The sequence below is a fragment of the Streptomyces sp. NPDC043908 genome (assembly GCF_056435525.1).
In genome coordinates this window covers 49300-63517 of sequence record NZ_JBWKEI010000013.1, presented here as the reverse complement: position 1 = coordinate 63517, position 14218 = coordinate 49300, and the positions used below count along the sequence as shown (strand labels likewise).

Genomic DNA, 14218 nt, shown 5'->3' with positions numbered 1-14218 from the left:
TCTGAGGGACCGTGCCCCTCGGGTCAGGACTTCTTGCGGGCCGGCGCCGCCTGGGCCATGCCGGGCAGGAAGTCCGTGAAGAGCTCGTGGACCTCGTGGACGAGGGGGCGCAGCACCCGGAAGCGGGCGAGCGCGACGCCGCGCGTGGTGAGCCTGGCGCCGCGCGCGGCGAGCCGGTAGCTGCGCTCGCGGCCCTCGGAGCGGTCGAACACCCAGTACAGCACCAGTCCCATCTGGGACAGCCACATCAACTCCGGCAGGACGTCGGCGAGTTCGGCGGGGACCTTCGAGCGGGCCCCCGCCAGCACCTCGCGGTGCACGTCGATCGCGGCCTCGCGGGCGTGCGCGGACTCCGGTGAGAACGGGCTGAGCGGGCTGTCCGGGTCCGCCGCGTTCTTGAAGAACTGCGCGGCGAACTCGTGGTACGGGGCCGCGATGTCCAGCCAGGCGCTCAGCACCCCGGCCAGCCGCGCCTCCAGATCGGTCTCGCGGTCCAGCACGTCCCGGACCGCCGCCTGGTGTTCGGCGGCGATCCGGTCGTAGAACCCCTGGATCAGGTGCTCCTTGCCGGCGAAGTAGTAGTACGCGTTGCCGACGGAGACCCCGGCCTCCCTGGCGATGGCCCGCATCGTCGTCCTGTCGTACCCGAGCTCCTGGAAGAGCCGCATGGCGGTCTCCAGGATCAGGGTGCGGGTCTGCTCGCCCTTGGCGGGCTCGGACCTGCTCGGGCGGAGCTCGGACTCGGCGGGCACGCGCGCGTTCTCTGCTGGCACGGCACGAGCCTAATCGGCCACGGGGGCGCCGTCGGCGCGGGCCGGCAGGTCCGGTACGGGCACGGCCGGGGCGGGCTGCCCGAACCGCCGCACGCCGGGCACCGCCGCCGTCGCCAGACAGGCCCCGCCCACCACCGCGGCCGCCACCAGCAGCGGCACCCCGGTCCCCCAGGCGTCGGCGGCCAGCGGCGCGAGCGCGTACCCCAGGGGCATCGCCGCGAGCGAGAGCAGCCAGTCGTAGGAGGTGACCCGGGCCAGGGCGTGGGCCGGAACGGCCGACTGCACGGCCGTCTCCCACACCGGCGAGAGGAAGCCGAGCCCCGCCTGGGCGATGCCGTACGCGGCGATGACCAGCGGCGCCGGGGCGGAGAGCGCGAGCAGGGTGAGCGGGAGGGCGTAGGTGGCCAGGCCCAGGTTGGCGGTGAGGACGGGCCGCCTCGGCCGGGCGCGTCCGGCGGCCAGCGAGCCGATCAGCAGGCCCACCGCGCCCGTCTGGAGGAAGGCCAGCCAGAACGTCCTGCCGTCGAACTCCTCGAAGGCGATGGCCGGGCCGAGCGTCATCAGGACGGCGGCGGCGCCGTTCCACGCGGAGTGGGCGAACAGGCTGGTCCAGTACCAGTCCCGCGAGCGCACCTCGCTCCAGCCCTCCTTGAGGTCGGCGGTCAGCGAGCTGCGGGCGAGCGGCACGTGCCGCACCCGGATCGCGCTCAGCAGGGCGGCGCTGACGGCGAAGGACGCCGAGTCCAGGACGAAGGCCCAGCCGGGGCCGATGGTGAGGATGAGCGCGCCCGCGAGCGCCGGACCGCCCACCCGGGTGGCGCTGGAGACCACCCCGAGGAGCGCGTTGGCGCGGCCCCGGTTCGCCTCCTCGACCGTCCCGGTGATCAGCGGCGCCTGGACGGGCATCGCGAACGCGGAGGCGGCGCCGCCGATCGCCTCGGCGAGCGCGATCTGCCACAGCCGGGGGTCGCCGCCGAGCAGTTCGACCCCGACGAAGAGCTGGGTGGCGCAGCGCACGAGGTCGGCGGCGAGCGCGACGGTCCGGGCGTTCAGCCGGTCGCCGATCACACCGCCGACCGGCAGGAGCAGTAGCCGGGGGACCATCGAGCAGCCGAGCACGAGCGCGAGGTCGGCGGTGGAGCCGGTCGCCAGGTAGACGGCGAGGGCGAGCGAGGCGGGGATCACGGCGTCGCCCAGCAGGGACAGGGAGCGGCCGATGAAGAACAGCCGGAACGCGCGCGTGCGCAGGGGATGGGGCAGCGGTGGCAGGGGCATGCCGAGAATGTATTTCGGAACCGAATAATTCGTCAACGAAATATATGGAACCGAAGGAGCTGGGATCCGGACGCCTACGTACGATCAGGGCATGGAGCACGCAGACGACGGGGCCGAGGGGAAGCGCGACTGGACCGACGGGCACGTGGAGCGGTGGCTGCCCGTGCTGCCGGGACTCGACCCGGTGGTCGAGGGCGCGGTGACCCGGATGAAGATGCTCTCCGGCCACCTCCGCCGGGTACGGGAGCGGTCCCTGGCCGACTTCGCGCTCGACCGGCCGGAGTTCGACACGCTCCACAAGCTGGCGGGGCGCGGCGGGACGGCGACGCCCTCGCAGCTCGCCACGGACCTCGACCTCGCGCCCGCGTCCGTCACCGGGCGCATCGACGCGCTGGAGCGGCGCGGCTTCGTCCGCCGCACGCCCTCCACCACGGACCGGCGCCGGGTCCACGTCGAGCTGACCGACTCCGGCCGCGCGGTGTGGCGGGGCGCGATGGACATGCTGGGGGACGAGGAGTCCCGGGTGCTGGGGGCGCTGTCGCCCGCCGAGCGGGAGCTGCTCAACGACATGCTGCGACGGATCATGGTGGTCGCCGAGGGGCGCTGAGCGCGGCGCCCGGCACGGCCGAGGCCCCGCCTCCCGGAACGGGAAGCGGGGCCTCGGTCGCGTACTGCCCGGGCGATCAGAAGCGACGCGTGATCAGCGCGCGCTTCACTTCCTGGATCGCCTTCGTGACCTCGATGCCTCGCGGGCACGCGTCCGTGCAGTTGAACGTGGTGCGGCAGCGCCACACGCCGTCCTTGTCGTTCAGGATCTCCAGGCGCTGCTCCCCGGCCTCGTCACGCGAGTCGAAGATGAAGCGGTGCGCGTTGACGATCGCCGCCGGGCCGAAGTACTGGCCGTCGTTCCAGAACACCGGGCACGAGGACGTGCACGCGGCGCACAGGATGCACTTCGTCGTGTCGTCGAAGCGCTCGCGGTCCTCGGCCGACTGAAGGCGCTCGCGCGTCGGCTCGTTGGTGTCCTTCGTGATGAGGAAGGGCATCACGTCGCGGTACGCCTGGAAGAACGGGTCCATGTCCACGACCAGGTCCTTCAGGACCGTCAGGCCCTTGATGGGCTCGACCGTGATCGGCTTCTCCGGGTTGATGTCCTTGATCAGCGTCTTGCACGCGAGGCGGTTCTTGCCGTTGATCCGCATCGCGTCGGAGCCGCAGATGCCGTGGGCGCAGGAGCGGCGGAAGGTGAGCGAGCCGTCCAGATCCCACTTGATCTTGTGGAGACCGTCGAGCACGCGCTCCTTCGGGTCGATCTCCAGCTGGAAGTCCTGCCACGTCGCCTCGGCCGAGACCTCCGGGTTGAACCGGCGGACCCGGAAGGTGACCGTGATGTACGGCGAGTCGGCGAAACCGGGCTCCGGCGCGCCGGCCTTGTCCGCCTTGTCGAGAGTGGGGGTGGCCATCAGTACTTACGCTCCATCGGCTGGTAGCGGGTCTGGACGACGGGCTTGTAGTCGAGTCGGATCGAGTCCTTGCCGCCGTCCGCGACCTCGCGGTACGCCATGGTGTGGCGCATGAAGTTGACGTCGTCGCGGTTGGGGTAGTCCTCGCGGTAGTGACCGCCGCGGGACTCCTTGCGCGCCAGGGCGGAGACGGCCATGACCTCGGCCAGGTCGAGCAGGTTGCCCAGCTCGATGGCCTCCAGCAGGTCGGTGTTGAACCGCTTGCCCTTGTCCTGGACCGAGACGTTCTTGTAGCGCTCGCGGAGCTCCGCGATCTTCTCCACGGCCGTCTTGATCGTCTGCTCGGTGCGGAAGACCATGACGTTGGCGTCCATGGTCTCCTGGAGCTCCTTGCGGATCACCGACACCCGCTCGGTGCCGGTCGACGACAGCAGGTTCTTGACCTGGGTCTCCACCAGCTCCGCCGGGTTGGCCGGCAGCTCGGCGAAGTCGGCCTTCGCCGAGTACTCCGCCGCCGCGATGCCCGCGCGCTTGCCGAAGACGTTGATGTCCAGGAGCGAGTTGGTGCCCAGGCGGTTGGCGCCGTGCACCGACACACAGGCGACCTCGCCGGCCGCGTACAGACCCGGGACGACGGTGGTGTTGTCCGCCAGGACCTCACCCTCGACGTTGGTCGGGATGCCGCCCATGGCGTAGTGCGCGGTGGGCTGGATCGGGATCGGGTCCGTGTACGGCTCGATACCGAGGTACGTCCGGGCGAACTCCGTGATGTCGGGCAGCTTGGCGTCCAGCTGCTCCGGCGGGAGGTGCGTGAGGTCGAGGTAGACGTGGTCGCCCTCGGGACCGCAGCCGCGGCCCTCACGGATCTCGGTGTAGATGGAGCGCGAGACGACGTCACGGGACGCGAGGTCCTTCATGACCGGCGCGTACTTCTCCATGAAGCGCTCGCCGTCCTTGTTGCGGAGGATGCCGCCCTCACCGCGGGCGCCCTCCGTCAGCAGGATGCCCATGCGCCAGATGCCCGTCGGGTGGAACTGGAAGAACTCCATGTCCTCCAGCGGGATGCCCCGGCGGTAGCAGGCGGCCTGGCCGTCACCGGTCAGGGTGTGCGCGTTGGAGGTCACCTTGAAGAACTTGCCGGTGCCGCCGGACGCGTAGATCACGGACTTCGCCTGGAAGACGTGGATCTCGCCGGTCGCGAGCTCGTACGCCACCACACCGGCGGACGTCTTGACGCCGTCGACCTCGGTGATGAGCTGGTCGAGCACGTAGAACTCGTTGAAGAACTCCACGCCCTCCTTGACGCAGTTCTGGTACAGCGTCTGGAGGATCATGTGGCCGGTGCGGTCCGCGGCGTAGCAGGACCGGCGCACCGGGGCCTCGCCGTGGTTGCGCGAGTGGCCGCCGAAGCGGCGCTGGTCGATGGTGCCGTCCGGGGTGCGGTTGAACGGCAGGCCCATCTTCTCCAGGTCGAGGACGGCGTCGATGGCCTCCTTCGCCAGGATCTCGGCGGCGTCCTGGTCGACCAGGTAGTCACCGCCCTTGACCGTGTCGAAGGTGTGCCACTCCCAGTTGTCCTCCTCCACGTTGGCGAGCGCGGCGGCCATGCCGCCCTGCGCCGCGCCCGTGTGGGAGCGGGTGGGGTAGAGCTTCGTCAGCACCGCGGTGCGGCTGCGCTTCGTCGCCTCGATGGCGGCGCGCATACCGGCGCCGCCGGCGCCGACGATGACGGTGTCGTACTTGTGGATCTTCATCAGAAATTCCTCAGTCCCTCAGCCCGTGGCCTAGCGGATGTTCGGGTCGAAGGTGAAGATCACCAGCGTGCCCAGCAGGACGGTGAACACCGTGGCGGTGTAGAGCAGCATCTTCAGCCAGAAGCGGGTGTTGTCCCGCTGCGCGTAGTCGTTGATGACCGTGCGCAGGCCGTTGGCGCCGTGCAGCATCGCCAGCCACAGCATGGCCAGGTCCCAGACCTGCCAGAACGGGTTGGCCCAGCGGCCCGCCACGAAGGCGAAGCCGATCTTGGAGACGCCGCCGTCGAGCACCAGCTGGATGCACAGGTGGGTGACGACGAGGACCACCAGGACGATGCCGGACAGCCGCATGAACAGCCAGCCGTACAGCTCGAAGTTGGTGCGGGTCGACTTCGGCGTCTTCTTGGTCCGCTTGCGCGGGGCCTCGATGAGCGGCGCGGGGTTGTCGGCGTCGTACGGGCCGGTGGCCTCGACCTCGCCGATCGCGGAAGTGGTTTCGGCAGACATGTCAGTCCTCAGCTCCCGAACAGTTCACGGGCGGCGTGGCCGAGCACCGGGTACAGCGCGCCGACCATCAGAACGAGCCAGATGGCCACCACGGACCACAGCATCTGCTTCTGGTAGCGGGGGCCCTTGGCCCAGAAGTCGACCGCGATGATGCGGAGACCGTTGAGCGCGTGGAAGAGGATGGCGGCGACGAGGCCGTACTCCAGAAGCGCCACGATCGGCGTCTTGTAGGTAGCGACGACCTTGTCGTAGTCCTCGGGGGAGACACGCACGAGAGCGGTGTCGAGGACATGGACGAACAGGAAGAAGAAAATGAGGACACCGGTGACTCGATGAGCCACCCACGACCACATACCTTCCCGGCCGCGGTACAGCGTTCCAGCCGGCACGGAAAAACCCTCCGGGAGCGGGGACTAGGGCCGGCCGGCTTGACTGTCGGTCTGACCCGGCCGGGTACGGTCCACCGGCCCCGGTCATCGTAGCGACGAGATGTCGGTTCGTTCGCGCGGGGTCCTCAGGTGTGATCAAACAGGCAATCAATCAGCCACGGACGGGCTAGGGAGCGGGCCGGACGGGCCGTCACGGGGCCGGTGGTGGGGGCGGGTTCGACGGGACGCGCCCACGGTGTCCGGATACGGGTGGTTGCTCAGGATATGGGTGATTCGCGTGCGGGCGAGTCGGCGCAGCTCGTCGGCGGCGACGGCCCGCTCCTCGTCCGGGTCCGCCGGGTCCGGAATGTGGGGGTTGGCGGGGACAAGCGGTGGTTCGGCCGGGCGGTCCGGGGCGCGGGGAGTGTGATGGAGTGGCGGCGGTCGCTTCCGGGGGCCGGCGGGGGATTCGCCGGCCGGCGTGGGGCTCCTCGGAACGGACGCCGAACGCGGCCGGCCGGGGCTTCGGACGCGCGCCGGTGGGAGACGGCGGGCCCAGGGGCAGACGGGGACAAGCGGAGACATGCGGAGAGGTGGGAGGTGAAGGAGGGGTGGGAGTGCCGCCACGCTATCGACGCGGAGTGGAGGGTGCCCGGCGGTCGCGCGGATTTCACCCGGACGTGAGGGGTGGAGTGCGCATAGTGGACGACTCCCGGGTTTCCCGCCTCGCCTTCGCCGTGGTTGTTCCCGTATGGGAGGATTCTGAGTGATGTCGCAGTCCAGGAGTGCCGGTGGCGCCGACGGCGCCCGGGGTGAGCGGACGGCCCGGATCAGCCGGGGCGCCCTGATGGCGCGTGTCGCCGTGGCGGCCGTGGCCGCCCTCGTGCTCACCGTGCTGGTCTGGCCGGAGGACGACACCCACGGCGGCCACGGCGGCCGGGTCGACCCCAAGCCCGGCGCCTCCCCCTCGCCCGCCCAGATCTACCCGATCTCCTCGCCGCCCCGCACGATCCCCTCCGTACGCCAGCACGAGCCCGCCCGGGGCCCCGGCTTCCGGCCCGTCGCCGCCACCCGGGTCGTCGTGCCCGCGGGCAGCGAGTCGCTGGCGGACGAGGCCCAGCTGCTCGCGGAGGAGCTCGGCAGGCAGTACGCGCAGGGGGCCGCGCCCCGGGCCGGGGACATCGAGCTGGCGCTCGCCCCCAAGGCCGGGGCCACCCCCGAGTCGTACGCGCTGACCGTCCGCGAGCGGACCGTGCGCATCACCGGCCCCGACGAGGCCGGAGTCTTCTACGGCACCCGCACGCTGAAGCAGGCGCTGAGCGACGGCGGGGTGATGCCCGAGGGCGTCGTCGAGGACTGGCCCGACCGGCCGCAGCGCGGGCTCAACCTCGACATCGCCCGCAAGCCCTTCACGGCGGGCTGGATCGAGAGCCGGCTGCGGGAGATGGCCGACCTCAAGCTCAACCAGCTCGGTCTGCACTTCTCCGACGACCAGGGCTTCCGCATCGAGTCCGCCTCGCACCCCGAGGTCGTCTCGCGCGACCACCTCAGCAAGCGCGAGGTCGAGCGGATCGTCGCGCTCGCCCGCCGGCTGCACATCGAGGTGGTCCCGGAGATCGACTCGCCGGGGCACCTGGGCGCGGTGATCGCGGCGCACCCGGCGCTCGCGCTGCGCGGCGCGAACGGGCGCCCGGTCCAGGGCGCGGTCGACATAGCGAACCCGGACGCCGCCCGGATCGTCGACGACCTGCTGCGCGAGTACGCGGACCTGTTCCCCGGCGCGTACTGGCACCTCGGCGGCGACGAGTACCTGGCGCTGACGGCCAAGGACCCGGCGGCCTCCTACCCGGCGCTCGCCGAGGCCGCGCGCGCCAAGTACGGATCCAGGGCCGGCATCGCGGACCTGGCGACCGGCTGGCTCAACGACCGGGCGGCGGCGCTGCGCCCCTACGGCAAGAAGTTCAAGGCCTGGAACGACGGCTACTTCAAGGACACCTCCGTCGCCCCCGACCCGGCCCGCGAGGTCGAGTACTGGACCGGCAAGGAGCTGGGCGCCCGCGCGCCCGAGGAGTACCTGGCCGAGGGGCGCAGGACGGTCAACCTCAACGACGAGTACCTGTACTACGTCCTCGGCGAGCCCAACGCCTTCAAGTACCCCACCGGCCGGCGCATCTACCAGGAGTGGACGCCGCTGGTGCTGCGCGGCACCAAGCCCGTCCCCGACCGCTACTCCGGGCAGGTGCTCGGCGCCCGGTTCGCCGTCTGGTGCGACTACGCCGACGCCCAGACCCAGGACCAGGTGGCCCGGGGCATCCGGATGCCGCTGCGGGCCACCGCCCAGAAGCTGTGGGACCCGCGCACCCCGGCCCTGGAGTGGGAGGACTTCAAGGAGCTCGCCGACAAGCTGGGGTGAGCCCGGCGCGGGCCCGGCTGTGACACTTCCGGCCGCCCGCGCGCAGAACAGACCATGGGGGGCGGGGGCCGGCGCCGTGGCCGGACACGGAGCGACGACGCGGAGCTCGGGGCGGCCGTCGCGGGCGCTCAGGGCGGCGACGAGCGGGCCTTCGCCGTCGTCTACCGGCTGGTCCACCCCGGCCTGCTCGCCCAGACGCGGTCGCTGGTGGGCACCGAGGCCGAGGACGTGGCCTCCGAGGCGTGGCTGGAGATCGCCCGTGACCTGGGGCGGTTCCACGGCGACGGGGCGGGCTTCCGCGGCTGGGCCGCGACCATCGCGCGCCACCGCGCCCTGGACCATCTGCGCCGGCAGAAGCGGAGGCCGAGGACGGTCGGGCTCGACCAGGAGGCGCTCGAACTGCCGGGTGGCCAGGACACGGCCGAGGCGGCCCTGGAGTTCCTCTCCACCCGCCGGGCGCTCCAGCTGATCGCCACGCTGCCGCGCGAACAGGCGGAGGCGGTGCTGCTGCGGGTGGTGGCCGGGCTCGACGGGGCGGCGGCCGGGCGGGTCCTCGGCAAACGCCCCGGGTCCGTGCGCACCTCCGCGCACCGGGGGCTGCGGCGGCTCGCGCGGGGTATGGAGGGGGAGCGGGACCGGTCGTGACGGGCGCGCGCCCGCGTCGGAGGGCGGCGCGTGCGCGGAAGGACGGCCGGGGCCGCCACCCCCCACAGGAGAGGCCCCGGCCGTCTTCCGTCGGGGCCGTGTGGCGACCCCGTACTCCTCTCAGCGCCATGACTGCGTTTTCTGTCACACCGCGCTCTGTCAGTGAATTGTTGCGAGTTGTACAAGTAATGGACTTAACCGCCGCCGAGGCCGTAGCGTGCTCCTTCGCGCCGGTCGGCGCGGCAGCCAGACCAGCTGCGACACCAGAGCAAGGTGCGGGGAGTGCAGGGGGAAGACGCGGAGCTGACCGCCGCGATACTCGCGGCACAGGGCGGCGACGAGAGCGCGTTCCGTGCTGTGTACCGCGCGGTGCATCCACGGCTGCTCGGCTACACCCGCTCGCTCGTCGGCGAGTTCGACGCGGAGGACGTGACGTCCGAGGCGTGGCTCCAGATAGCCCGGGACATCGAGCGCTTCAGCGGCGACGCCGACCGCTTCCGCGGCTGGGCCGCGACCATCGCCCGCAACCGGGCCCTCGACCACATCCGTATGCGCGGCAGGCGCCCCGCCGTGGGCGGCGACGAGACCGAGCTGACCGGCCGCCCCGCCGACTCCGACACCGCGGGCGAGGCGATGGAGGCCCTCTCCACCGGACGTACGATGGCGCTCATCGCCCAGCTCCCGCAGGACCAGGCCGAGGCCGTGGTGCTGCGGGTGGTCGTCGGCCTCGACGCCAAGAGCGCGGCCGAGACCCTGGGCAAGCGGCCCGGCGCGGTGCGCACGGCCGCCCACCGCGGCCTCAAGCGGCTGGCCGAACTGCTGGGCACGGAGAACGGCCCGGCGGATCTCGGCGGAGTGCCGCCGCAACGGAACCGGTCGTGCGGTGTGACGCAATCGGGCGCGCCGACGCAGAAGGACATGTGATGGCCGACGAGCGCCACGAATGGCTGGACGAGGACGCCGCGGAGCGGTTGCTCCGCGGCGAGGACGTCGTTCCCGCCGACGACCGCGCCCGCGAGCAGGCCGAACGGCTCACCGCCGTCCTGCGCGCGCTGGCCGGCCCCGACGTACGCCAGGCCATGGACGCCCCGGCCGCCCGCGAGCTGCCGGGCGAGGCCGCCGCGCTGGCCGCGTTCCGCCGCGCCCGCGCCGAGGCGGACGCCCCCGCGGTCGCGCCGGCCGACACCGTCGTACGGGTCGGGCGCGAGCCGCGCGGCACCCGCGCGCCCCGGCGCCGGCTGCGCCCGGTCCGCTTCGGCCTGGCCGCGGCGATCGCCGGATGCGCCCTGGGCGGGGTGGCCATGGCCGCCGGGACCGGAGTGCTGCCGGGCCTCGGCACCGCCGACCCCGAGCCCGTGTCGTCCGTGTCGGCCGCCGCGACCCCGTCACCCATCGCCTCCGGCCCGGCGTCCGGGCGCACCGGCACCCCCGTCGGCCCGCGCTCCCCGGCCCCGGGCCGCACCGCCCCGGGGCAGCCCGCCACCCCGGGCGCGACCACGCCGGGCACCTCCCCGAATCCGAGGACGACGCCGGACCCGGCCCCCAAGGACGGGGGCAAGCAGGACGACTGGGCTGCCCAGAAGGTCGAGTACTGCCGCGACTACCGCTCCGGGCGCCTCGACCAGAACCGCCGCCACCGGCTGGAAATCGCCGCTCTGGGTGCGGCCAAGGTGAAGCAGTTCTGCGACAGCGTGATCGAGCAGGCCGAGCGGGGCGGCACCGGGGGCAAGGGCGGCTCGGGCGGCAAGGGCGGTTCCGGCGGCTCGGGCGGCAAAGGCGGCTCCGGCGACGACAAGGACGACAAGGGGGACGGCCACGGGGGCCACGGCGGTGTCTCCGGCGGCCGGGGCGGCCGCGACGGCTCCGTCCTGAAGCTGCCGACCGTGAGCTGGTCCACCCCGCCCGCGCAGGGCTCGCCCGGCCTCCCCGGGCTGCCGGCCCTGCCCGAGATGCGCGCCCCGGCCCTGCCGCCCGCCGCGCCGGACGTCCCGCCGACCTCCCGCGTACGCCGGGCGCAGGGCCCGCTCACGCCGGTGGACTCCGCCCTCCAGGGCGCCGACCGGGCGCTCGTTCACCGGGCCGAACAGCGGGTGTGACACTTTTCGGGCCGCCGACGCAGTAGGAAGTGAGCCGACTGGTCATCGGCGGCGCACAGAGCCGGGGTTCCCCCCGTACCCAAGGCTCGGCGCGAACGGCGCGGGCGGGGCACGTTCCCCCGGTCCCGCCCGCGCCCTCCCTCTTCCGGCCGGACAGCGGCCGGACAGCGAACGGCCCGGCGACCCGGTCACGAGGACCGGTCCACCGGGCCGGACCGCCCGCCCACCGGCGGACGGCGTTCACCGCCGGACGGCACTCACCAGTAGACGACGACCTTGTCGTTCACCTTCACCTGGTCGAAGAGCCTGGCGAGCTTGGCCTTGTCGCGTACGTTCACACAGCCGTGCGAGGCGCCCGCGTACCCGCGCTTGGCGAAGTCCGACGAGTAGTGCACGGCCTGGCCGCCGCTGAAGAACATCGCGTACGGCATGGGCGTGTGGTAGATCGACGAGACGTGGTTCTTGCTCTTCAGGAAGACCTTGAAGACGCCCTCGCGGGTCGGCGTGTACTGCGAGCCGAACCGGACGTCCATCGAGGACTGCACCTTGCCGTTGACCACCCAGTTGAGCGTGCGGGTGGTCTTGCTGATGCACAGCACGCGGCCGGTCATACAGCGCTTGTCCAGCTTGGTCTTCGGCTTGTTGACGGCCTTCCCGTCGAGCTCCTGGCGGGTCGGCTTGGTGGTCATGACGCCCAGCCGCTGCCAGGTGGCGGCGTCGGCCGAGCCGGTGGCGGGCAGGCCGCGCTTGCTCTGGAAGCCCTTGACGGCGGCGGTGGTGACGCTGCCGTACGTCCCCGTCGGCGTGTCGTCGAACCAGCCGACCTGGGCGAGCCGGGCCTGGAGCTCCTTGACCTGCGCGCCCCGCGAACCGGCCGCCATCAGGACCTTCGGCTGGGCCCTGGCGGCGGTGGTGGCCGCGCGGTCCGTGGTGACCGGCGCGTCCGCCAGGCCGGCGGTCTCGGGCTGGTGGTCATTGGCGGTGGTGTCCGCCGCGGGCGCCGCCGAGGGCGCCTGCGCTGCGGGCTTCTGGTCGGCGGTGGTCCCCGACGCCTTGTCGGTCTGGGCACCGCACGCGGCGGTCACGGTCAGGACCGTGGCCGCGGCGAGCGTTCTGGCTATGACAGTGGTGAGATGGATCCGGCGCATCGTCGCCCCCCTGATATTCCCTCTGGTGATCCCAGAGACTGTTTCCCGGGCCGAACGGTTGCAACAACCCGTCGAGGAAGCGAGGCGGAACCCATGGCGCGCGAGTCGGACGGTGCCCGGCGCACCGAGAGCGGTCTGCCTCTCGACCCGGTCTACGGGCCGGAAGCCCTCGACGGGTGGGACCCGGCCCGGCAGCTGGGTGAGCCGGGCGGGTATCCGTTCACCCGGGGTGTCTACCCGACGATGTACGCGGCACGCCCCTGGACCATGCGCCAGTACGCCGGCTTCGGCACGGCGGCCGAGTCCAACGCCCGCTACCGGCAGCTCATCGCCCACGGCACCACCGGCCTCTCGGTCGCCTTCGACCTGCCCACGCAGATGGGGCACGACAGCGACGCGCCGCTCGCGCACGGCGAGGTCGGCAAGGTCGGGGTGGCCGTCGACTCCGTCGAGGACATGCGGATCCTGTTCGACGGCATCCCGCTGGGCGAGGTCTCGACCTCGATGACGATCAACGCGCCGGCCGCGCTGCTGCTCCTGATGTACCAGCTGGTCGCCGAGGAGCAGGGCGTCCCGGCGCACGCGCTGACGGGCACGGTCCAGAACGACGTGCTCAAGGAGTACATCGCCCGCGGCACCTACATCTTCCCGCCGAAGCCGTCGCTGCGGCTGGTCGCGGACGTCTTCCGGTACTGCCGGGCCGAGCTGCCCAGGTGGAACACGATCTCGATCTCCGGCTACCACATGGCCGAGGCGGGGGCCTCGCCCGCGCAGGAGATCGCGTTCACCCTGGCCGACGGCATCGCGTACGTGCGGACGGCGGTCGCGGCCGGGATGGACGTGGACGACTTCGCCCCGCGCCTGTCGTTCTTCTTCGTCGCGCGCACCACGCTCCTGGAGGAGGTCGCCAAGTTCCGCGCGGCCCGCCGGATCTGGGCGCGGGTGATGCGGGAGGACTTCGGCGCGAAGGACCCCAAGTCGTGGATGCTGCGCTTCCACACCCAGACCGCCGGGGTGCAGCTGACCGCCCAGCAGCCCGAGGTGAACCTGGTCCGGGTCGCCGTGCAGGGCCTGGCGGCGGTGCTGGGCGGCACCCAGTCGCTGCACACCAACTCCTTCGACGAGGCGATCGCGCTGCCCACCGACAAGAGCGCGCGCCTGGCCCTGCGTACGCAGCAGGTCCTCGCGTACGAGACGGACGTGACGGCGACCGTCGACCCCTTCGCCGGTTCGTACGTCGTCGAGTCCATGACGGACGACGTGGAGGCGGCGGCGCTGGCGCTGATGGAGCGGGTCGAGGAGCTGGGCGGGGCGGTGAGCGCGATCGAGCACGGCTTCCAGAAGGGCGAGATCGAGCGCACGGCGTACCGGATCGCGCGGGAGACGGACAGCGGGGAGCGGGTGGTGGTCGGGGTGAACCGCTTCCGCCTCGACGAGGAGGAGCCGTACGAGCCGCTGCGGGTGGACCCGGCGATCGAGGCCCGCCAGGCGTCCCGCCTTGCGTCGCTGCGCGCGGACCGCGACGGACCGGCGGTCACCGCGGCCCTGGAGGAACTGCGCCGGACGGCCGAGGGCTCGGAGAACGTCCTGTACCCCATGAAGAGGGCACTGGCGGCACGGGCGACGGTCGGGGAGGTGTGCGGGGCGCTGCGCGAGGTGTGGGGCACGTACGAACCCCACGAGGCGTTCTGACTCCGCAGCCCGGCACGGTCCGCGGACGGAGGGGGCTTTTAGGGGCGCGGGGAACGACGCGAGCAGCTTGGCACGGTCTGCGGA

General features: G+C 72.4%; 13 protein-coding genes. 6 read left to right on the top strand and 7 right to left on the bottom strand.

Annotation, left to right across the window (positions count from 1 at the left end):
• Positions 1-23: 23 nt before the first annotated feature.
• Positions 24-752 (bottom strand): TetR family transcriptional regulator, encoded by a 729-nt coding sequence (locus AC069K_RS26475; protein ID WP_365103971.1) that lies wholly within the window; start codon positions 750-752, stop codon positions 24-26.
• Positions 753-782: 30 nt separating this feature from the next.
• Positions 783-2048 (bottom strand): MFS transporter, encoded by a 1266-nt coding sequence (locus AC069K_RS26470; RefSeq protein WP_478620554.1) that lies wholly within the window; start codon positions 2046-2048, stop codon positions 783-785.
• A 91-nt stretch (positions 2049-2139) separates the two neighbouring features.
• Between AC069K_RS26470 and AC069K_RS26465 the strand changes: the two genes are divergently transcribed.
• Positions 2140-2655 carry a MarR family winged helix-turn-helix transcriptional regulator gene (locus tag AC069K_RS26465; RefSeq protein ID WP_365103863.1) on the top strand — a complete coding sequence of 172 codons (516 nt, stop codon included), beginning with the start codon at positions 2140-2142 and terminating at the stop codon, positions 2653-2655.
• A 76-nt stretch (positions 2656-2731) separates the two neighbouring features.
• Here AC069K_RS26465 and AC069K_RS26460 read toward each other — a convergent pair whose 3' ends face one another.
• Genes AC069K_RS26460 through sdhC form a run of 4 tightly spaced genes read right to left on the bottom strand, consistent with a single transcriptional unit; the run spans position 2732 to position 6161 of the window.
• Positions 2732-3511, bottom strand: a complete 780-nt coding sequence (locus AC069K_RS26460; protein ID WP_358831746.1) for a succinate dehydrogenase iron-sulfur subunit — start codon at positions 3509-3511, stop codon at positions 2732-2734.
• Positions 3511-5265 carry a succinate dehydrogenase flavoprotein subunit gene (gene sdhA, locus AC069K_RS26455; RefSeq protein ID WP_365103867.1) on the bottom strand — a complete coding sequence of 585 codons (1755 nt, stop codon included), beginning with the start codon at positions 5263-5265 and terminating at the stop codon, positions 3511-3513. Before sdhA ends, AC069K_RS26460 begins: the two co-directional genes overlap by 1 nt.
• Before the next feature lie 30 nt (positions 5266-5295).
• Entirely contained in the window at positions 5296-5772 is a 477-nt protein-coding gene (locus tag AC069K_RS26450; RefSeq protein WP_365103869.1) for a succinate dehydrogenase hydrophobic membrane anchor subunit, read from the bottom strand.
• Positions 5773-5780: 8 nt separating this feature from the next.
• Positions 5781-6161 (bottom strand): succinate dehydrogenase, cytochrome b556 subunit, encoded by a 381-nt coding sequence (gene sdhC, locus AC069K_RS26445; RefSeq protein WP_365103871.1) that lies wholly within the window; start codon positions 6159-6161, stop codon positions 5781-5783.
• An 826-nt stretch (positions 6162-6987) separates the two neighbouring features.
• Between sdhC and AC069K_RS26440 the strand changes: the two genes are divergently transcribed.
• The 4 genes from AC069K_RS26440 to AC069K_RS26425 all read left to right on the top strand — a co-directional run bounded on the left by AC069K_RS26440 (position 6988) and on the right by AC069K_RS26425 (position 11294).
• The gene (locus tag AC069K_RS26440) at positions 6988-8553 is read left to right on the top strand and encodes a family 20 glycosylhydrolase (protein ID WP_478620745.1); all 1566 of its coding nucleotides are present in this window, start codon (positions 6988-6990) and stop codon (positions 8551-8553) included.
• Positions 8554-8607: 54 nt separating this feature from the next.
• A complete protein-coding gene (locus AC069K_RS26435; RefSeq protein ID WP_365103874.1) occupies positions 8608-9198 on the top strand; it encodes an RNA polymerase sigma factor in 591 nt (196 codons plus the stop codon).
• A 282-nt stretch (positions 9199-9480) separates the two neighbouring features.
• Entirely contained in the window at positions 9481-10122 is a 642-nt protein-coding gene (locus AC069K_RS26430; protein ID WP_365103877.1) for an RNA polymerase sigma factor, read from the top strand.
• Positions 10122-11294: a hypothetical protein gene (locus AC069K_RS26425; RefSeq protein WP_478620546.1), complete on the top strand. Its 1173-nt coding sequence runs from the start codon at positions 10122-10124 to the stop codon at positions 11292-11294. Before AC069K_RS26430 ends, AC069K_RS26425 begins: the two co-directional genes overlap by 1 nt.
• 257 nt (positions 11295-11551) lie before the next feature.
• Here AC069K_RS26425 and AC069K_RS26420 read toward each other — a convergent pair whose 3' ends face one another.
• The gene (locus tag AC069K_RS26420; protein WP_365103882.1) at positions 11552-12442 is read right to left on the bottom strand and encodes a L,D-transpeptidase family protein; all 891 of its coding nucleotides are present in this window, start codon (positions 12440-12442) and stop codon (positions 11552-11554) included.
• Positions 12443-12535: 93 nt separating this feature from the next.
• Between AC069K_RS26420 and AC069K_RS26415 the strand changes: the two genes are divergently transcribed.
• A complete protein-coding gene (locus tag AC069K_RS26415; protein WP_365103884.1) occupies positions 12536-14134 on the top strand; it encodes an acyl-CoA mutase large subunit family protein in 1599 nt (532 codons plus the stop codon).
• Positions 14135-14218 lie beyond the last annotated feature (84 nt).